Origin of the sequence: Paenibacillus residui, assembly GCF_042677205.1 — a bacterium.
Lineage (GTDB): Bacteria > Bacillota > Bacilli > Paenibacillales > NBRC-103111 > Paenibacillus_L > Paenibacillus_L residui.
Genome location: NZ_JBHTIU010000050.1, coordinates 1 through 19,401, shown reverse-complemented (window position 1 = coordinate 19,401; position 19,401 = coordinate 1). Strand labels below are relative to the sequence as shown.

Genomic DNA, 19,401 nt, shown 5'->3' with positions numbered 1-19,401 from the left:
CTATGATGCGGCTCGTTCCTCAAGTTAAACGACCGCAGACCGGGCCGAATCCAGCGTAGTAACATCAGAGCCGAGGCATTCGTTAACCCCTGCTTCATCGATCCTTACACGCACGAGCTGGCCGATCAAATCCTCGCTCCCCCGGAACACAACCTGCAAATAATTATCTGTATAGCCCATCAGAAGGCCGCTGTCCGGCGCTTCTTTATAAGGGCGCTCCGGAATAACCTCCAGCACCTGCCCGACGAACGGCTTGGCATAAGCCAGCTGCATTCTTTCAGACAAATCGATCAGTTCATGGACTCTCCGGTTCTTGATTTCTTCATCCACCTGATCCTCCATTCGGGCGGCCGGCGTGCCAGTCCTCTTGGAATAGGGGAATACGTGCATTTCCGCGAACTGCATTTGCTCCATGAACCGGTATCCGTTCGCGAACATTTCTTCCGTTTCACCCGGGAAGCCGACAATGACATCGGTCGTAATCGCAGCGTCCGGCATGATCCGGTGAATCTTCTCGATCTTGCTGCCGAATTCAGCCGTCGTATATTTGCGGCGCATCCGCTTCAGCACCCGGTCATCTCCCGCCTGCAGCGGCACATGAAAATGCCGGCACATTTTATCCGAGCCCTGCAGCACCTCGAGTACCTCGTCCGTGATTTGGCTCGCCTCTATCGAGCTGATCCGGACCCGGTTCAGCCCGTCAACCTTGTCGAGATCCCATAGCAGCTTCGCCAGGCTGTAGCCCTCCAGATCCTCGCCATAGCCTCCGGTGTGAATCCCGGTCAGGACGATCTCTTTATACCCGGCGTCCACCAATTGTCTGGCTTGGGCCAAGACGCTTTCCGGTCTGCGGCTGCGAAGAAGGCCCCGCGACCAGGGGATGATGCAGAAGGTGCAGAAATTGTTGCAGCCTTCCTGTATTTTCAGGAATGCCCGGGTACGGTCTGAAAATTCCGGAACATCCAGCTCCTCGAACTCCCGGGTTTTCATAATGTTGCGCACCGCATTGATCGGCTGGCGCTCCTGGCGGAAACGGTCAACCAGGGGGATGATTTTGTCCCGATCCTGGGTGCCTATCACAATATCTACCCCGGGTATCGCCGCGACCTCTGCGGGCGAAGTTTGGGCATAGCAGCCGGTGACCGCAATGATCGCATCCGGATTGCGGCGGATGGCCCGGCGGATCACCTGCCGGCTTTTTTTGTCGCCGGTATTGGTTACGGTGCATGTATTGATTAAATAAACGTCGGCCTTCGTCTCGAAGTCGACCTGCTCGTAGCCTTCTTTCTTGAATAGCTGCCAAATTCCTTCCGTCTCATAGAAATTAACCTTGCAGCCTAAAGTATGAAAAGCAACACTTGGCATAATTAACCTCCCATCTCTCCGCTTTCGTATAATATGCAAGCCAAAGCCACCATAGCGGCCGTCTCGGTACGGAGAATTCGCTTGCCGAGGCTGACCGGAATGCATCCTGCCGCCTCCGCCTCGGAAGCCTCCCGTTCGGTAAATCCCCCTTCGGGGCCGATCAGGATAACTACATGCAGTTCTTGCCCGTGATCGCGGGCTTGGGCTAGCCTGTCCCGAAGCAGGGGACGAAGCTGCCGGGTTTCTTCTTTCTCGTAACAAAAGAGAGCCAGATCCGCCTCCCGGGCCCTCTTAAGCACCTGCTTCCACGTTACCGGCAGGCTAAGCTCGGGAATCCGGGTACGATGCGCCTGCTCTGCGGCTTCCTTGGCAATTTTGGCCCATCTTTCCAAACGCTTGGCTTCTTTCTTCCCGTCATATTGAACAATCGTCCGTTCCGAAACGAACGGAAGGAAGCCTGCTGCCCCGATCTCCGTTCCTTTCTGAATGACGATCTCCATCTTGTCGCCCTTGGGCAAGCTTTGCGCAATCGTAACCCGGACAGACGGCTCGCTATCCGATCCCAGCTCCCGGACCAGAACCGCCTGCACCCGCTGCTCCTCCAGGGCGGAAATCTCCGCAATCCACTCCCGGCTGATGCCGTCACAGCAAATGATTTGATCACCGATCCCGGCCCGCATGACCCGGATCAGATGTCGGGCATCGTCTCCCGTTATTTCCACGGAATCGGCCGTAAACCGTTCCGGCGGTATGAAGTATCGCTGCATAGCTTTGCTCGCTTTCTAAACAAATATCACCTTTCATCATACAACTTTTGAGCCTTAAATGCTACTGCCAGTGTCCCGTATCGCGTACCAATTTCAACCGGAAGGGGGCTTCCCAGCGCCGTGTCGAAAACGGGCTGGAAGCCGACGAACGAAGGCCGGTCCTCTCTACTCTTGCGGAACGAGGGCCAAGCTTACTCCCGAATCAACCGATCTTAAGAAAAGTGGCCCAATGGATGGCCTTGCCGAAGATGACCTGAAAAACAGAGTCCATCCCGAACAACAGGGGCACCCATAGAGAGAAAAACGGCCCCAAGGTGACGTTGTACAGCGGTCGGATGAAAACAATAAGCAAAAAGAGAAAGAAGGCCCACTGCTCAAATTGCTGCAGCTTCAACCGGGTATGGACCGGAAGGAACTCCTGCACGATCCGGTATCCGTCGAGAGGCGGCAAGGGCAGCAGATTGAACAGAAACAGAATCAGGTTCATAAAGATCAAGAGGCTCAAAAAGACTCGCACCGCCTCGAATACACCGGGGCTCATCAGGTCAAACAAGCCGAAATAAGCCAATAGATATGTTAATAGAATACCGATAAAAGCTATGACCAGATTGGCAAGCGGCCCGACGGCGGAAACAATGATGCTCATTAAACGCGGTTTGCGGAAGCTGCTTCGCCTGACAAGCACCGGCTTGGCCCAGCCGAAGCCGACCAGAAAGATAAGGATGGTCCCGAGAAGATCCAGATGAACCTTGGGGTTTAATGTGACCCGGCCCATCGAGCGCGGGGTCGGATCGCCGAATCTGTCGGCGGCGTAAGCATGCGCGAACTCGTGCAGCGTGAAAGCGATCAGGAGCACGAGAAAAACAAACGGAATTTGCTCCAGCGGAAATCTCAAAAAATTTTCCAAAACGGGTCCCTCCGCCCTCTACAATTTTCGCGCAACAAGAGCGACCCAATCTTGTTCCTGGTAAGTTGCCTCTATGACAAAGCCATGCTCTGTCAGCGCTTGTTCCACTGCCGCCTGCTTGGGCGCTATGATCCCGGATGCGATATAGACTCCTCCGGGCTGCAGGGCTTCGTAAACATCCCCTACGAATTGCAAAATGATTTCCGCCAATATGTTGGCTACCACCACCTGCACCGGGAGCCGGACCTGCGCTGCCTCCGAAGCCGGGGCTTGTCCTTTCAAAGCCCCGAGAAGATCGCTTTGCATGACGTGAATCTGCTCCTCCAGACCGTTCAATCTGGAATTCTCCGCCGCACTGGAAACGGCCACAGGATCCAGATCAAGCGCGAGCACTGCTCTCGCTCCCAGCTTGGCTGCGGCAATCGCAAGCACTCCGGAGCCGGTGCCGACATCGATCACATCCTCACCGCCGCGAATGACCTTGTCCAATGTTCTAAGACAAAGAGCCGTTGTCGCATGCGTTCCCGTACCGAAGGCCATACCGGGATCCAGCTCCAGAACAATTTCCCCGGGAGACGGAGTATAGTCTTCCCACGTTGGCTTGACCGTCAATCGGTCCGAAATCCGCAAAGGCTTATAGTACTGCTTCCAGGCAGTGGCCCAATCCTCGTCATCCACAAGAGTATGCCCGAATACGGGCGAGCCTGTGTCAATATCGAACTCTTCCAATTGCGCTACCGATTGCTTCAGCTTCGCCAACAGGCTATCCATGTCCGTTCCTTCGGGATAGTAGCCTTTAATGATGGCCCGGCCCTCCGGAATATCGTTCAAAGGAAGCTCATACCATTGCCCCAACGATGTGTCGCGAGGCTTGTTGAGCGTTCCGGATTCCTCAATCGAAACTCCACCCGCCCCAAGCTCATGCAAAAAATTAGTAATCATTTCAACGGCTTCTTCTGTCGTATCTACCGTAACTTCATGCCAACGCATGAAAACCCTCCTATCCATTCGGCAACTACGCCGGGAAATACATTAAGGTCTATTGTACTACATCCTATACACCAGTAAAACTTTTTTGGCAGATAAATATGAATATGGCATATAGGAGCTAAATGGTTGTTACGGCAGAAGAAAAACCGGGGAAAAACCCCGGTTTTGACAGATTGACATGCCTGCAGCATGAGGGGGATGCGCTTCGATAAGCCTGCCTTCGTCCGTCTTTAATGATTTAGAGCATCTGGGTAAGGAGAATGCCGAGCATCCGTTTCTATGTTTTCCAATATAGGGCCCCCACGGCTCTCAAACAAGGCCGCCGCTTTCCTCGATTACTTTTAAAGCTTGCTGGTGGATATCTTCCTCAACGACGGCCGTGAGCAAAATATCCCTGCCCGTAACCACATCCTCCTGGCGGCCGTCGCTCATTCCGCTTGCAGTTACATCGGCCGCAATCAGTTCACCCACATCCTTATTGGACACATCGGCATCGGAGGTCAGAGCTCCAAGTCCGCTGACATTCCCGGTTAAAGGATTGAACGTTTCTTCCACCGGCTCGCCGGGAAACCGGCTGATCCGATCGATCTGCACATCGACCGCGCGCATCGCCTTTAGTTTGGACGCCACTTCCTCGGCTTCCTCCGGGCTTTTGAAATAGGCCAAAATATTTTTCTCCGCCATCAGGACTCCGCCCTTTCGTCCGCCGCTTCCGCTCTTGCCAAAGCCTCCAGATCGTCTTCATCGGCGAGCTCTCTCGAGAATTCAACATCCTCATTTCTGGCTATCGGCAAGTTCTTGTCATTCATTGTTTGCCGGTCTTGCGGGTTTTCTCTTTCCTTCATCACTTTAGTCCATCCTCCCTTATCACTGTTTCCTCTAAATCTCTGATGACCAGCGGCATCCTGCTTAAGTTAAAAACTTCGCGCCGCTTTTGTTCCATTATGCCTGCCGCCTTCCGGTATCGTTTATAACGATGTATAGGAGTTTTAACGGACCCTAGAAACCTTAATGGCTCCAGAAGGGTCTTTCGGTAATTTTAACGGACTCGAATGACCCTATTCCCAAGAAATTCACACGAAAGTAGGAATTCCAAGCAATAAGCGCAGCTGTGTCCGTTAATCTAAAAAAACGCCTATTTTGACGAAATAGGGTCTCCCGGTTCCGTTACATTTTCGCTGCTGGACTTTTCACTATCTTTTGTCATGACATTTAGATTTCCTTGAGTTTGCAATGGCCTCTGCCGGGGCGGATTTCCCTGATCCCGCATAGTTTAACCTTCCCTTCCCCTGTTCATGCAAAAATCTGTCCAATTCAGGCAAAATCAACTAACAAGGATGGCTGTCGGTGAGCAGGCTCTCGTTCTATAAGTACTTGTTGAAGGATAAATTAGGGAGGCCAAATGAACGATGTGAAATTCCTGTTCGTCGGAATGCGGACCAGCTTATTTAGTTCGTGGACAAGATTCGCCTGATTCATTTTCCTTGGCGAGACACACAAGGCTCATAATCATGCTAGGGTTTCAAATCCATGCAAAAAGGACCGAATCGTCCAAGACGACCGGTCCCTTCAATGATTCCGCTATTAATCCCCGAGGAATGCTTTCTTCATCCGCTCGAAAATCGATTGATTCTGCTCGTGCGTCTTCTCTCCGCTAAGCTTGGAGAAGGCGCGAAGCAATTCCTTCTGTTCTTCGTTCAGATGGGTCGGAGTGACCACAACGACCTTCACATGCTGGTCTCCCTGGCCGTAGCCCCGCAATCTCGGAACCCCTTTGCCTCTTAATCGGAAATAGGTGTCTGTCTGTGTTCCCGCCGGGATTTTCAGCTTAACCTTCTCCGTCAGTGTAGGAATTTCTATTTCATCGCCCAGCGCGGCCTGGGTGAAGGTGAGGGGAACCTCACAATAGATATCGTCGCCCTCACGCTCGAAAAATTCATGAGGCTTCACACGAATAACGATGTACAAATCTCCAGGCGGGCCTCCGCGCGTTCCGGGCTCCCCTTCGCCCGATACCCGAAGCTGAGCACCTTCATCCACACCGGCCGGGATTTTAACGTGAATTTTTCTCCGTTTTTTCACTTTGCCCGTACCGTGGCACTCGCCGCATTTTTCCCGAATGATCTGCCCTTGCCCATTACACTGCGAGCAGACCCTTCGGTTGACAATACGTCCGAACGCCGTATTCTGAATGACTTCCTGCTGACCGGTTCCCTTACAGCCCGGACAGGTGTCCGGCCGCGTTCCCGGCTTTGCCCCGGAGCCATGGCAATGATCACAGGATTCCGTCCGCGGGATTTCGATGTCGGTCTCTTTCCCGAATACCGCCTCTTTGAACTCGATCGTCATGGAATATTGAAGGTCGCTGCCTCGTTGGGGGGCGTTAGGATTCCTTCTGCCGCCTCCGCCGAAGAACATATCGAAGATATCTCCGAAGCCTCCGAAATCCATTCCTTCGAAACCGCCGCCACCCATTCCCTGGTTAGGATCTACATGGCCGAACTGGTCGTAAGTGGCCCGTTTCTGGGAATCGCTCAGAACATCATAAGCTTCCTTAACTTCTTTAAACTTCTCTTCCGCATCCGCTTCTTTATTCACGTCCGGGTGGTATTGTCTCGCCAATTTCCGGAACGATTTCTTGATCTCCTCGGGAGTCGCGTTACGATCCACCCCAAGCACTTCATAATAGTCGCGTTTACTCACTTGTTCACCTCTTTCCGCCGGTGTTCTGGAGGCTGCCTTATCCTAAGAATGATGACAGAATGTCAAAAAAGCTCCCTACAGCAAGGAAAGTCAAAGTCAGGCCGGTCCCGACTTTGACCTCCTTCAGTCAAATCCACAACCAAAGAACAATTCGGATATTACTTTTTATCCTTGTCGTCCACCACTTCGTAATCGGCGTCCACTACATTCTCTCTGCCTTTGGCCTCTTCTTTAGCCCCTTGCTCCGGATTCTGTCCGGCTTGAGCCTGTTGAGCCTGTTCATACAGCTTAACCGACAATTGTTGAACAACCTGGGTCAGCTCTTCGGTCGCTTTCTTAATCGCATCTATATCATTGCCTTCCAGAGCCTGCTTTACTTTATCCTTCGCTTGGTTGGCTTTGTCGATTTCAGACTGGTCTACCTTATCTCCCAAATCTTTGATCGTTTTGTCGACTGTGTATACCAATTGATCCGCTTCGTTGCGCGCTTCCACCATTTCTTTGCGCTTGCGGTCTTCCTCCTCATGCGCTTCAGCTTCCTTCATCATGCGGTCGATTTCTTCATCCGTCAAACCGCTGGAAGATGTAATGGTAATCTTCTGGCTTTTACCCGTGCCTTTATCCAATGCAGATACGTTCACAATACCGTTGGCATCGATATTGAACGTAACTTCGATTTGCGGAATGCCGCGCGGTGCAGGAGGGATATCTCCGAGCATGAATCGGCCCAGCGTTTTATTGTCCGCTGCCATTGCTCTTTCCCCTTGCAGAACGTGGATTTCCACACTCGTCTGATTATCTGCGTAGGTGCTGAAAATTTGCGATTTGCTGGTCGGAATCGTCGTATTGCGGTCGATCATCTTGGTGAAGACGCCGCCTGCGGTTTCGATTCCAAGGGAAAGCGGAGTAACGTCGAGAAGAACGACATCTTTGACATCACCTGTCAATACGCCCGCTTGAATCGCTGCACCCAGTGCAACCACTTCGTCCGGGTTAACTCCTTTGTGAGGCTCTTTGCCGGTCAATTTCTTAATTGCCTCCTGAACGGCCGGTATACGCGTTGAGCCTCCGACCAGTACGACCTTCTGAATATCGTTAGCGCTGAGGCCGGCATCGCTTAACGCTTGGCGGGTCGGTCCGAGAGTTCTCTCTACCAAATGAGCTGTCAATTCCTCGAACTTGGCGCGGGACAGATTCATCTCGAAGTGCTGAGGCACTCCGTCCACCATCGTAATAAACGGAAGAGAGATTGTCGTCGTCAGCACGCCGGACAACTCTTTCTTCGCTTTCTCCGCCGCATCCTTCAGCCGTTGAACAGCGGCTTTGTCCTTGCTTAGATCAACGCCCTGCTCTTTCTTGAATTCTGCAACCATATAATCCATGATCGCTTGGTCAAAATCGTCTCCGCCCAGCTTGTTATCACCGCTGGTGGCCAGCACTTCGAAAGTTCCATCGCCCAGTTCGAGAATGGACACGTCGAACGTTCCTCCGCCCAAGTCATAAACCAGGATGGTCTCCTCTTCTTTCTCCAGACCATAGGCCAGAGCTGCGGCTGTCGGCTCGTTGACGATACGCAGCACTTCAAGTCCTGCAATTTTGCCCGCATCCTTGGTTGCCTGACGCTGGCTGTCGTTAAAATAAGCAGGTACGGTAATGACGGCTTGCGATACCGTGCTTCCCAAATAAGCTTCTGCGTCGGCCTTGAGCTTCTGCAGAATCATCGCGGAAATTTCCGGAGCTGTGTAGTCTTTGCCGCCAATGCTCACTTTATGGTTAGTCCCCATATAGCGCTTAATGGATGCGACTGTTCCATCAGGGTTGGTAATCGCCTGACGCTTGGCGCTTTCACCGACCAGTCGTTCGCCGTCCTTCTTGAAGCCGACGACCGAAGGTGTGGTGCGGTTTCCTTCCGGGTTAGGAATAACAACCGCTTCGCCGCCCTCCATTACAGCCACGCATGAGTTTGTTGTTCCCAAGTCAATACCGATTACTTTACTCATACTACTCCTACCTCCTCAAATATGTCATATGCCGTTGAATGCCGCTTAGTGCACGAAAAGCTTACATGCTGACCTTGACCATGGAAGGACGAATAACCTTTTCTTTCAGCACGTAGCCCTTCTGCAATTCTTCAACAACGATTCCTTCTTCATATTCTTCCGATTCCACCTGCATAACCGCCTGGTGGTACTCCGGATTAAAAGGCTGGCCTACCGCTTCAATCGGCTTCAGTCCTTCCTGTTGAAGCACTTGATCCAATTGGCGGAAGGTCATCTCCAGTCCTTTGACGAGCGCATCGAAATCTTTAGTTCCCTTGCTGGATTCGATCGCCCGTTCGAAATTATCGACAACCGGCAGAAGCTGCTCGATCAGATTCAAAGAAGCATATTTGGCAAACTCCTCTTTCTCTTGACGGGTTCTTCTGCGGAAATTATCGAAATCGGCCTGGGCTCTCAGATAGCGCTGGTAGTTTTCCTCCGCCTGCCTGCGAAGCTCCTCCATACGTTCGTCGGCGCCCTCCTCGGCATCTGCCTGCTCTCCGGCAGAGCTTGCCTGGGCCGACCCGTCCGAAGCGGCTTCCGTCCGGCTGTCCTCCGGCTTGTCTGATCCGGCTTCACCTTCTATGTTATCCTTCTTCAGGTTGTTATCCTCTTCTATAACGGCTGCATCTTTCTCTTGTTCACTCACGAATGTTTCACCTCCTTAATAGCGTTACACTGGAAGCATTGATGATTTATAGAACTTTTCCAACGCTATAAATCCGACTTCCACATTCCAGAATTTCTGACTTAATCACGTTCCGTGTAACCCGGCTTCATCTTAACAACGGTATGAATTCTTAGAATGGCCGAAGCTACTTCCCCCGCCGCTTGGATGGCATGGATCTTGACCAAAGCCGGATCGACAATCTCCCTCTCGAGACAATCGATCAGCTCCCCGGTATCGCAATCGATACCGATGGCATCGGAATTCGTCTCCGCTTGGCTAGCCTTGGCCAGCTCCACCTTCTCCAGCGGGTTGTAGCCTGCGTTAACGACTATTTGTGCAAGAGGCTTGCGCAGAGCGCGGGCGACGGCCGACAAGCCGAACGCCTCCATTCCGTGAACCGTCTCGCGATACCGTTCGATTTCCCTTGCGGCTGCCAGCTCGATGGTTCCTCCGCCGGGTACATACCCCCCGCGAAGTGCGGCCTGGACTGCAGCGGCCGCATCCATCGCGATCCGTGACAGCTCGCCGCCGACTTCGCGGGTGCTGGCTCCCACCAGAATCGAGACGGCCGGACGGCCTCCGCCTTCTGCTATTTTAACCTTCTCCAGCCGCTCGTCATACCCGATTTTGCCGGCGCGGCCAAGAAAGACCTCTAATTCTTCCGGTGATTTCTCCAAAGCGGCGCGGCGGACCGGCCTGGCTCCGGTAAATTCACACAATAACCGCAGCTCCCGGCGGGGAACCCGTGTCAGTAGGAAGATTCCGCGGTCGGCGCAAAATTGTTCCGCTTCCGGATCGGCACCGCGGTCGACCGCGATGACGCCGATCCCCAGCTTCGCCAATTGTTCAAGCTGGCTTCGGAATCTGTTCCTTCGGAGCATATATTCTTTAAATCCCGATTCGGTCTTTAAAGCTTCTTCCTCGGTTTGTTCGGGCTCCAGCGCATCCTGAAGGACCAGGATTCGCTGTTCCGGCAATTCTGCAAGCCATGGCAGCATGGACGGCTGCCGGTTGATCAGGATTCCCGGCCATACTTCGCTGTGTTCGGCTGCGGATGGAACGACGGCATCCGCCAGCCGGTAGGTTTCCTCACACAATCTTCGGGTGCCGGCATATTGGGCGGCCCGGATCACCAGGTTGGCGATCTCTTCGCGCTCACGGCCCGCCACATACGCGATCCGGTATAAAATCGGATCGTCCGTGCCGGACACTTGACGTGTCCGCTCCCGCAAATAGCCGATGGCAAGCCGAACTCCTTCCTGAATTCCGGCTACCACCTTAGCCACGGGAACCCCCTTCAGCACCTCGGCGATTCCTTCGGCGACCAACGCTCCCGACAGCACGGTAGCCGTTGTCGTGCCATCGCCAACCAACAGCTGCTGCGACCGGGCGACCTGCACCATCAGCCGGGCGGCGGGATGGGAGACATCCATCTGCTCGAGAATCGTCGCGCCGTCGTTCGTAATCAGGACATCTCCCTGACCGCCCACGAGCATCGTATCAAGCCCTTTGGGGCCGAGCGTTCCCTCTACGGCCGAACAAATGGCCCTTACGGCACCCGCATTGTTCAACAGCGCGGAATGCCGTTCCTCTCCTTCGGAATGGCCTTGCTTCGTTTGACTCATTCGCCTGGTATCCTTCCTCTATTATTTATACCAACGCGCCAGCAGCAGCGCCATATCCTTGGAGACGTAATCGAGCAAGCTGATTACCTTGCCGTACTCCATTCGGGTCGGGCCGAGAATTCCAACCGTTCCGAGACATTGTCCGTCCAAGGAGTAAGTGGCTGTGATCAGACTGCAGTTGCTCATCGCCTCCAGCGAGTTCTCGCTTCCGATCCGGACCTGAATCCCTTCCGGCAGGTCGTCCAGCAGCTTCATGATCGCCGGAGTTTCTCCCAATGTATCGAGAATGAGCTTGACTTGATCGACGTCCTTAAACTCCGGCTGGATCAGCATATTGGTTGCCCCGCTCATATAGATTCGATCCTGCTCGTTATGTTCCAGAGCGGATTCGACCGTGCGGATGAGCTCTTCGTATTGGGTGACATGCTTGCTCAGCTCGGTGCCTATCTCGTTATACAGCTTGGATTTCAGCTGAAAGAGCGGGACCTGGGTCAGCTTGGCATTCAGGATGTTAACCGCCTTCTCGATTTCCGAGATCGACATGCCATCCGGAATTTGGACAATGCGGTTCTCCACATGCCCGGTATTCGTGACAAAAATCGCCACCCCGGTCCTTTCATCCAGCGGAATGATTTGCAGATGCTTCAGCGTAGTGCTGAACACCTCGGGTCCGAGAACAATGGACGTATAATTGGTCAATCCGGAAAGAATGGTTGCCGCATGCTGGAAGATCTGTTCCATCTCCTGTATTTTCTCAGCAAAAAAAACCTTCATCACATTCAGCTCGTGACTGGATAAGGTTCCATACTTGACTAGATGGTCTACATAATAACGGTATCCCTTATGGGATGGGATTCGGCCCGCAGAAGTGTGCGGCTGCTCCAAATAACCCATTTCCTCCAAATCGGACATCTCGTTACGGATCGTTGCCGGGCTGAAAGCCACATCTCCCCGCTTGGAAATGCTTCTGGAGCCGACAGGCTCAGCGGATCGAATGTAATCATCAACGATGGCGTTCAATATTTTTCTCTGGCGCTCGGACAACATGTCAATCCCTCCCATGCAGTTGCGAGTGCGGTTAGCCGTTATAGGCGCGGATAAGCTGCCGCGTCCTTCGTTAGCACTCCACTCAAACGAGTGCTAAGTGATACTACAAAAATACCAGACCCAAACGCAAGTTGTCAAGTTAATCCAAGCGTTTGAGCACGGCAATTTCGTCACAGCAATGCTGCTTTTTGCAATGAATGCAGTCGGTCCATACCTTTTCCGGGAAAATATCCTTTGGTACAACCGTGAAGCCCATTTTTTCAAAAAAAGCGACCTCGTAGGTTAAAGCCATAATCTTGGGAATTTTTTCCTCTCTCGCTTCCCGGATTAAATAATCGACCAGCTTTCGGCCAATTCCCCGGCCCTTGCAGCCCTCGGCCACTCCCAGAGAACGGATTTCAACCAACTCCTGTCCTAACTGGCACAGGGAGCCGCAGCCCAGCAAACGGCCTTCCTCTTCCGCAATGACAAAACTGTCTAGGGAATATTTAAGCAGTTCCTTGGAACGGGGCAGCATAATTCCTTGTTGGGCATAGCCGTCAATTAGCTGATATAAAGCATCCAAATCATGCTCCGCCGCTTTTCTACAGATTACAGCCATCGTCATCACCGCCAAATCCAAATACTGTTACAACGTTCTTATTTAGAAGTCCGGAGGATTATCAGACTGCTTCGACCAGATCCGAGTAAGAGAAAGTCTTGGCCCGTTATCCGTTGGATTTCCCTTGGCTTTCTCTTGAATTTGCTCTTGAATATTTGAAATCCTTTTCCTGAACTTTTAAAAGAGTTACGTATAAATATACAACACTATGAATAATCAATTCAAGATAAAATTCCGATGAATTCGGCGAAAACTTCATTGCCAAGCAGTATTCCTTTATCGGATAACCGGACTCTGCCTTCGTCTGCTTCCAGCAACCCCTGCTCTGTCAGACGGTTAATAACCGGGCCGAACACTTCCATCAGGCTTTCGCCGAATTGATCGGCAAAATCGTCTTCCGAGACCCCGCTCAGCACCCTCAAGCCGACCATCATAAAATCCTCCATCGCTTCGCCGCGGCTGACTTCATTGGCCTCCAGAATCGGAAGCCCTTGCCGGGTTGCGTCGATATAGGGCTGGATGCCTTTGACATTAATATGCCGCACCCCTTCCATATAACCGTGCGCACCGGCTCCTAATCCGTAGTAGCTGCGATTATGCCAGTACATTAAATTATGCCGGCTTTCGAATCCGGGAATGGCAAAGTTGCTGATTTCATATTGGGCATATCCGGCCTGCTTCAGCTTGTTCATCGTCATCAAGTACATGGACAGCTCTTCCTCTTCTTCGGGAAGCGGCAGCTCATTTCTCTGATACAGCTTGTGGAATAAGGTATTCTCCTCCACCTTGAGCGCATATATCGAATAATGCTGCAAATCCAGCTCAAGCGCCTTGTCCAGGGAATCGCTCATCATCCCGACCGTTTGCTTCGGCAGACCGAGCATCAAGTCGATGGACAGATTGGAGAAGCCGATCCGTTTCGCATTCTCAATGCTTTCATATACATCGTCCACCGAGTGGATACGACCGATCCGTTTCAGCAATTCAGGATCGAAGGATTGGACCCCGAAGCTGATCCGGTTAACCCCGCCGGCTTTCATGACCGCAAGCTTCTCCGCATCGGTCGTGCCGGGATTGGCCTCCATCGTAAATTCGAAACGGTCCGTCCGATCCGGAAAGTACGTCTGCACCAGGCCCAGAAACCGCTCCATCTGATCAGGCAGCAATACCGTAGGAGTACCGCCGCCTACAAATACGGTTTCCACCCTCCAGGCGGGGAAACGCTCTACCGTCATCGACATTTCCCGTTCCAGCGCATCCAGATATTCGACCACAGGCTGTCCTTTAAGCACATAGGAGTTGAAATCACAATAGTGACATTTATTGGTGCAGAAGGGGATATGAATATATACCGCCGCAGCGGGGGTATAGAACGGCTTCATAAGGGCATCCTCACTTTCCCTGGGGATTGCTTCTGACTGGAAGCATGGATTAGATGGGATCACTTTGGAATGGGATCCATACTAACAAAAAGGCAGGAAGGCTGTAAGCCTCCTGCCGGAACAGCAGCGGCAGCCGGTGTGCCTTCCGTTAGTTGTCGTCCAGGCTTAGAACCGCCATGAACGCCTCCTGCGGCACTTCTACACTTCCGACCTGTTTCATCCGCTTCTTTCCTTCTTTCTGCTTCTCCAACAATTTACGTTTACGGGAAATATCCCCACCGTAACATTTCGCCAATACGTTCTTCCTCATCGCCTTAACCGTCTCCCTGGCAAGCACCTTCTGGCCGATTGCCGCCTGAATAGGCACTTCGAACATTTGACGCGGGATCAGTTCTTTCAGCTTCTCGCAGATTTGCCGCCCGCGATGGTATGCCCGGTCCCGGTGCACGATGAACGACAATGCGTCTACCTGCTCTCCATTAAGCAGAATATCCATCTTCACCAGATTGGAACGCTTGTAACCGGAGAAATCATAGTCGAACGAAGCGTAGCCTTTGGTGGACGATTTCAGCCGGTCGAAGAAATCGTAGACGATTTCGGACAGCGGGATGTCGTATGTCAACGTTACCCGGTTGGTATCCAGGTATTCCATATTGAGAAATTCCCCGCGCTTGCCTTGGCACAGCTCCATAATCGCACCGACAAAATCGTTGGGAACGATAATCGAAGCTTTAACGAACGGCTCTTCCACGTATTCGATCTTCCCTTGCTCGGGATAATTGGATGGATTATCGATTTCGACCGTCTGCCCGTTGGTCAGCGTCACCTTGAAGACCACGCTCGGAGCCGTTGTGATCAGCGGAATATTGAACTCCCGCTCGATCCGCTCCTGAATAATCTCCATATGAAGCAATCCGAGGAATCCGCACCGGAATCCGAAGCCGAGCGCCGAAGAGGTTTCGGGCTCGTAGCTGAGGGAGGCGTCATTCAGCTCCAGACGCTCCAGGGCTTCGCGAAGATCATCGTAATCGGACGTTTCGATCGGATACATTCCGCAGAAGACCATCGGATTGATGCGGCGGTAGCCGGGCAGTGGCTCGGCCGTCGGATTCTTGGCATCGGTGACCGTATCCCCTACCCGTGTATCCTTAACATTCTTGATACCGGCCACAATGAACCCGACATCGCCGACATACAGCTCGTCCACGATCGACATCCTCGGCATAAACGCTCCGACCTCAATGACTTCGAACGTTTTGTTCGTCGCCATGAATTTGATTTTGGACCCGGCCTTGATCGATCCGTTCACAACCCTGACGTAGACGATAACCCCTTTGTAAGGGTCGTAATGGGAGTCGAAGATAAGCGCTTTAAGCGGCTCATCCGGATCTCCCTGGGGAGCCGGTACCTTCGTGACAATCTGCTCCAATATTTCCTTGATCCCGATCCCGGCTTTGGCAGAAGCCAACACCGCTTCGCTGGCATCCAGACCGATGACATCCTCAATTTCCTGCTTAATCCGCTCCGGTTCGGCGCTGGGCAGGTCAATCTTGTTAATGACCGGCAGAATTTCCAGATCATTGTCCAACGCCAGATACACGTTAGCCAAAGTCTGGGCTTCGATTCCCTGCGCCGCATCGACGACCAGCAGAGCCCCTTCACAGGCGGCCAGGCTTCGGGACACCTCATAAGTAAAGTCTACGTGTCCGGGAGTATCGATCAGATTGAGAATGTAGACATTGCCGTCATCCGCCTTATAGTTCAAGCGGACGGCATGCAGCTTGATCGTAATTCCTCTTTCCCGTTCCAGATCCATCTGATCAAGCACCTGATCCTGCATTTCCCTCGTCGTCAATGCTCCGGTATATTCCAAAATCCGGTCGGCCAGCGTCGATTTCCCGTGGTCGATATGCGCGATAATTGAAAAGTTTCTAATGTTTTGTTGTCTTACACGAATGTCCGTCATGCTTACCCCCAAAAGAGCAATATACAATGACAATCATTATAGCATGCCGGGGGAACCCGCATCAATGAAATTGCAAAAAAGAGGCTATTGGCCGAATAGCTTCAGCCAAATAGCTTCAGCCAAATAGCTTCAGCCAAATATCCAATCCACTAACCCGATAACCGCTCTCATGCCCAACTCGGAAAGCCAACGGACCGCTTCCCCGATTTTGTTCAGCAGCTTGTTCAAGAAGGATTCGCTAATCTTAAGCTCCGGCTCCGGGCGGAACGGCCCGGCCGGGGAAGCCCCCTCCCTGCCGAATTCATTCTTGGCTGCGGATGAGGAGGCTGATCCGTCTTGAGGCTGGCGGCCCGTATCAGAGGTACGGACACCGCCGGGAGAGCTTGAGGAGTTCGTTCCCTCCGAACGGACGGAGGAAGCCGCTGCGGCATCCGAAGGCGAGGTAGCAGAGCCGCCGGGCGGCCGGTCGGGTTCTAGCAAGCGCGCCGCTCCGGCCGGTTCATGGTCCGTAGATACCACATCTATCCCGTAGAAAATACCTGCAGCGAACACTAAAGCTACGAATAACAAGCGGTACGAGAAGCGCTTCATCCTGCCACCTCATCCGTTGGACGCGCCGGCGGGAGCATCCACCTTCTCCGCATCCCAATAGATTTCGGAAATCACGTCGGCCAATATATCTGCCGTGCGGTAGCTTTCCTCCAACGTATTGAAGGGACCGCCAATCTCAATGAGCACACTGTTAGGGGTCAAGGACTGGTTATACTCGGCATCTCCCTGGTGAGCCGATTTCCCCCAGATTCCCCGGGACAGCCCGGGCATTTTCTGCTCCAGCTTGTCGTGAATGCGGGCGGCGAACTGTTCGTTCTTTTCCCAATCCGGATTTTTCTGTCCGATGATGAAATAGACCTGGGCATAATCTACGCCGTCAATTCGGGCTGTCGTTTTCTCGCGGGGAAGGGAATCTCTGTGAATATCGAACACGAAATTAATTTCCGGATGGGCGGCAAAAGCTTCCTTCACGGTATTTCGGGAATATTTGTAGGATTTATACCAGCTGTAGTCCGCCTGTGTTTTCTTGTATTCGGGGCTGTAATCGACTGCCCCTACCCCCTTCTCCTCGAGCTTCTCGGCCAATCTCTTGCCTACTAGCGTAATGTTGAGCTTCTCGTCGTAAGCCTTATCCGCTTCTTCGATCCCTAACTCCGGCACCCAAGACTCTTCATAATGAGTGTGATAGATGAGCACCACTTTCTTATCCCCGGTCGTCGGCTTCTCCTGCGGAGGCTGGGATGAAGGCTGCGGCGATGGAGCAGGGCTCGGCGACTCTTCCGGGGGCTGAACGGCGGGATTCTCACCTTGCGAACCCGGTTTGTCGTCAGCCGGAGGCGGGCCATAATCCTGGGGCGGAGCTCCTGTACCGGTTCCCCGGATGGGTGTTGCGCTCGCATTCCCTAAGCCGGGAACTTCTCTCGCCAGCAAGGTTTTGGGATCCTTCGGGTTAATATCGGTAACCAAACGAAACAGAAACCCGAACACATTCTCCCCCGAAAAGGTAGATTCCCTCTCCCGGTTAAGCTGCGGAATCTCCAGTCCGATCATGTCGATAAAGAAATCGTTGGAAACCTGCGCCGCCAATCCTTTCATAGAGGAGAGCGGAGAGTTCTTCAAATAGGTTTGAGCATAGCCCGCCAATCCCAGAAATAGAAAAAATAACAGCGTACTGAGAGATAGAATCATCAGATTTTTGCTCATTACCCGGACATTTTGCGCGGTTTTGCGTATTTTGCTTAAATCCATCGTGAACGCTGTCCATTTCATATTACTTCCTCCGATCCCGTTAGTTAGTCTCGTAGAATGCTGCAGCTGTTTGTCTACTAAGCAATCTATGAAACGAAAACGGAAGATAGAACCGGCCCGGACAAATTATTGAGAGATTATGAGACTTCAGGAATCGAGCTTAACAGGCCAAAAAAAACCTCCAAATCCACTGTTTAAGTAGAGAAGGAGACGTTTATTGGTTAAATTTTCCACCCACATTCGCAGATTGTATTACCTTCCGGGACTGCGCCATTCCGCTTGCACGGCACCAGCAGTAAAAGCGGTGTCTATAACCAAATGGCTGCTTTCGGGAACACCCTTACCCGGAACTCGTATATTCTCTGATAGCATACCGGATTTCTTTTAACGAGGACAGAGTCAGGAAAGCTCCCTGCGGCTCGGCATTTACCTCCACCAGATTAAACTCCCAATCGTTGGGAGAAGGCAAATAGATGGAATGAATCCCGTTTTCCAGTGCGGGAAGCACATCGGTCCTTATTGAGTTGCCTATCATCCAGGTCCGCTTGCGGTCGAAGGGTCCGGATTTCAATATTCCGTCCAGCGCTTCCGTATTTTTATGCCGGCGAACGAACATGCGGTTTTCGAAGAAAGCTTCAAGCCCCGCCTTCTTCACCTTCTTATGCTGGACAGCCGGAACCCCGCCGGTATACAAACATAACTGATGCCCGTCAGTCCGCAGTTCCTCCAGGGTCTCCGTCATGTGCGGATAAGGCTCGGCGTCCTGATCGTAGACCGACCATCCCAGCTCCTTCAGCCAAGCGGTTTCCCGCTCCGAGACCGGCCGCCCATAAACCGCGGCAAATTGCAAATAAGTGTCCACCAGGGATTGTGGAAAATGCTCCAGAGTAAAACCAAACCGGGTGACTCCGGAAATGTCGATGTCCAGCTGCTTCTGCTTGATTTCGTCTGTTCCGAGCCGGTATTCTGCAAACCAGAGGGCCAATTGCTCGGCAAAGTGATCGATAACACCTTGAAAATATTTATTGCAATGGATCAATGTATCGTCCAGATCGAATAACAACGTTTGCTTGATCATGATTCTATCTCCTTAATCTGCTATCTGAATGGCCGGGTAAAAGATTAGAATATACCATATTCTAAAATATTTCCTCATCCGATGTAAAATCCATTATTTTGCCCGGCCTTCTTGCGGAGCCGCAGGCGCAGATTCAGGTACTGAATTCGTGTAAAAAAAGCCCCTGACAGAGCCATTTTCGGAGATGATGAATAACCATGGTATATAAAATAAAAGCAAAAATACGCTTATTTTAGACACTTTAACCAAAAACCACCTGAATAAGCGCATTTCTACATTTATTTTGGAGCAATTTCCTCAAACTTGGAAAAATAGATGTACTTTTGCTTTTAATCGGCTCATTTTTCCAAAAACGCGGTAAATTAAGTGTACTTCCTCCACGGCCCCCTAACGAAGATAGTGTAAAATCTCTGTGGGTGTAGGAATTGGAAAAAGCGGATATAGAAAAAGAGCTTCTCCCT

The 19,401-nt window shown here is 52.1% G+C and carries 18 protein-coding genes; all 18 read right to left on the bottom strand.

Features of this window, described 5'->3' with window-relative positions:
• Positions 1 to 24 precede the first annotated feature (24 nt).
• Positions 25 to 1,365: a tRNA (N(6)-L-threonylcarbamoyladenosine(37)-C(2))-methylthiotransferase MtaB gene (gene mtaB / locus ACFQ03_RS15490; protein WP_379289264.1), complete on the bottom strand. Its 1,341-nt coding sequence runs from the start codon at positions 1,363 to 1,365 to the stop codon at positions 25 to 27.
• A gap of 2 nt (positions 1,366 to 1,367) precedes the next feature.
• Positions 1,368 to 2,132 carry a 16S rRNA (uracil(1498)-N(3))-methyltransferase gene (locus ACFQ03_RS15485; RefSeq protein WP_379289262.1) on the bottom strand — a complete coding sequence of 255 codons (765 nt, stop codon included), beginning with the start codon at positions 2,130 to 2,132 and terminating at the stop codon, positions 1,368 to 1,370.
• Between the two features lie 202 nt (positions 2,133 to 2,334).
• The gene (locus ACFQ03_RS15480) at positions 2,335 to 3,039 is read right to left on the bottom strand and encodes a site-2 protease family protein (RefSeq protein ID WP_144934089.1); all 705 of its coding nucleotides are present in this window, start codon (positions 3,037 to 3,039) and stop codon (positions 2,335 to 2,337) included.
• A gap of 18 nt (positions 3,040 to 3,057) precedes the next feature.
• Complete coding sequence (gene prmA, locus ACFQ03_RS15475; protein WP_379289259.1) at positions 3,058 to 4,029, bottom strand: 50S ribosomal protein L11 methyltransferase; 972 nt, start codon at positions 4,027 to 4,029, stop codon at positions 3,058 to 3,060.
• A 309-nt stretch (positions 4,030 to 4,338) separates the two neighbouring features.
• Complete coding sequence (locus ACFQ03_RS15470) at positions 4,339 to 4,713, bottom strand: hypothetical protein (RefSeq protein ID WP_379289257.1); 375 nt, start codon at positions 4,711 to 4,713, stop codon at positions 4,339 to 4,341.
• The gene (locus ACFQ03_RS15465; protein WP_379289306.1) at positions 4,713 to 4,874 is read right to left on the bottom strand and encodes a YfhD family protein; all 162 of its coding nucleotides are present in this window, start codon (positions 4,872 to 4,874) and stop codon (positions 4,713 to 4,715) included. The genes ACFQ03_RS15470 and ACFQ03_RS15465 overlap by 1 nt, the downstream gene beginning before the upstream one ends.
• Positions 4,875 to 5,613: 739 nt before the next feature.
• Complete coding sequence (gene dnaJ / locus ACFQ03_RS15460) at positions 5,614 to 6,732, bottom strand: molecular chaperone DnaJ (protein WP_144934084.1); 1,119 nt, start codon at positions 6,730 to 6,732, stop codon at positions 5,614 to 5,616.
• 158 nt (positions 6,733 to 6,890) lie between these two features.
• Positions 6,891 to 8,732 (bottom strand): molecular chaperone DnaK, encoded by a 1,842-nt coding sequence (gene dnaK / locus ACFQ03_RS15455; protein ID WP_144934082.1) that lies wholly within the window; start codon positions 8,730 to 8,732, stop codon positions 6,891 to 6,893.
• Between the two features lie 61 nt (positions 8,733 to 8,793).
• Complete coding sequence (gene grpE, locus ACFQ03_RS15450; protein ID WP_225312721.1) at positions 8,794 to 9,420, bottom strand: nucleotide exchange factor GrpE; 627 nt, start codon at positions 9,418 to 9,420, stop codon at positions 8,794 to 8,796.
• A 101-nt stretch (positions 9,421 to 9,521) separates the two neighbouring features.
• The gene (locus ACFQ03_RS15445) at positions 9,522 to 11,066 is read right to left on the bottom strand and encodes a TCP-1/cpn60 chaperonin family protein (protein WP_144934080.1); all 1,545 of its coding nucleotides are present in this window, start codon (positions 11,064 to 11,066) and stop codon (positions 9,522 to 9,524) included.
• Between the two features lie 21 nt (positions 11,067 to 11,087).
• Positions 11,088 to 12,113: a heat-inducible transcriptional repressor HrcA gene (hrcA, locus tag ACFQ03_RS15440; protein WP_150960041.1), complete on the bottom strand. Its 1,026-nt coding sequence runs from the start codon at positions 12,111 to 12,113 to the stop codon at positions 11,088 to 11,090.
• Positions 12,114 to 12,252: 139 nt separating this feature from the next.
• Positions 12,253 to 12,714: an N-acetyltransferase gene (locus ACFQ03_RS15435; protein WP_186328257.1), complete on the bottom strand. Its 462-nt coding sequence runs from the start codon at positions 12,712 to 12,714 to the stop codon at positions 12,253 to 12,255.
• A gap of 221 nt (positions 12,715 to 12,935) precedes the next feature.
• A complete protein-coding gene (gene hemW, locus ACFQ03_RS15430) occupies positions 12,936 to 14,096 on the bottom strand; it encodes a radical SAM family heme chaperone HemW (protein ID WP_150960042.1) in 1,161 nt (386 codons plus the stop codon).
• A 148-nt stretch (positions 14,097 to 14,244) separates the two neighbouring features.
• On the bottom strand, positions 14,245 to 16,062 hold the full coding sequence (lepA, locus tag ACFQ03_RS15425; RefSeq protein ID WP_150960043.1) for a translation elongation factor 4: 1,818 nt from the start codon (positions 16,060 to 16,062) through the stop codon (positions 14,245 to 14,247).
• A gap of 129 nt (positions 16,063 to 16,191) precedes the next feature.
• Positions 16,192 to 16,653, bottom strand: coding sequence for a hypothetical protein (locus ACFQ03_RS15420; protein ID WP_144934072.1), 462 nt, complete (start codon positions 16,651 to 16,653; stop codon positions 16,192 to 16,194).
• A 9-nt stretch (positions 16,654 to 16,662) separates the two neighbouring features.
• On the bottom strand, positions 16,663 to 17,883 hold the full coding sequence (gene spoIIP, locus ACFQ03_RS15415; RefSeq protein WP_379289251.1) for a stage II sporulation protein P: 1,221 nt from the start codon (positions 17,881 to 17,883) through the stop codon (positions 16,663 to 16,665).
• Positions 17,884 to 18,202: 319 nt separating this feature from the next.
• The gene (locus ACFQ03_RS15410) at positions 18,203 to 18,940 is read right to left on the bottom strand and encodes an HAD family hydrolase (RefSeq protein ID WP_379289249.1); all 738 of its coding nucleotides are present in this window, start codon (positions 18,938 to 18,940) and stop codon (positions 18,203 to 18,205) included.
• Positions 18,941 to 19,181: 241 nt separating this feature from the next.
• Positions 19,182 to 19,401 (bottom strand): hypothetical protein (locus ACFQ03_RS15405; RefSeq protein ID WP_379289247.1); only part of this gene is annotated, 220 nt, incomplete at its 5' end.

Bases quoted from the DNA above. Each gene is read 5' to 3' on its own strand.
- mtaB (WP_379289264.1), bottom strand. From the start codon at position 1,365: ATGCCAAGTGTTGCTTTTCATACTTTAGGCTGCAAGGTTAATTTCTAT.
- ACFQ03_RS15485 (WP_379289262.1), bottom strand. From the start codon at position 2,132: ATGCAGCGATACTTCATACCGCCGGAACGGTTTACGGCCGATTCCGTG.
- prmA (WP_379289259.1), bottom strand. From the start codon at position 4,029: ATGCGTTGGCATGAAGTTACGGTAGATACGACAGAAGAAGCCGTTGAA.
- ACFQ03_RS15470 (WP_379289257.1), bottom strand. From the start codon at position 4,713: ATGGCGGAGAAAAATATTTTGGCCTATTTCAAAAGCCCGGAGGAAGCC.
- ACFQ03_RS15465 (WP_379289306.1), bottom strand. From the start codon at position 4,874: ATGAAGGAAAGAGAAAACCCGCAAGACCGGCAAACAATGAATGACAAG.
- dnaK (WP_144934082.1), bottom strand. From the start codon at position 8,732: ATGAGTAAAGTAATCGGTATTGACTTGGGAACAACAAACTCATGCGTG.
- ACFQ03_RS15445 (WP_144934080.1), bottom strand. From the start codon at position 11,066: ATGAGTCAAACGAAGCAAGGCCATTCCGAAGGAGAGGAACGGCATTCC.
- hrcA (WP_150960041.1), bottom strand. From the start codon at position 12,113: ATGTTGTCCGAGCGCCAGAGAAAAATATTGAACGCCATCGTTGATGAT.
- ACFQ03_RS15435 (WP_186328257.1), bottom strand. From the start codon at position 12,714: ATGGCTGTAATCTGTAGAAAAGCGGCGGAGCATGATTTGGATGCTTTA.
- hemW (WP_150960042.1), bottom strand. From the start codon at position 14,096: ATGAAGCCGTTCTATACCCCCGCTGCGGCGGTATATATTCATATCCCC.
- lepA (WP_150960043.1), bottom strand. From the start codon at position 16,062: ATGACGGACATTCGTGTAAGACAACAAAACATTAGAAACTTTTCAATT.
- ACFQ03_RS15420 (WP_144934072.1), bottom strand. From the start codon at position 16,653: ATGAAGCGCTTCTCGTACCGCTTGTTATTCGTAGCTTTAGTGTTCGCT.
- spoIIP (WP_379289251.1), bottom strand. From the start codon at position 17,883: ATGAAATGGACAGCGTTCACGATGGATTTAAGCAAAATACGCAAAACC.
- ACFQ03_RS15410 (WP_379289249.1), bottom strand. From the start codon at position 18,940: ATGATCAAGCAAACGTTGTTATTCGATCTGGACGATACATTGATCCAT.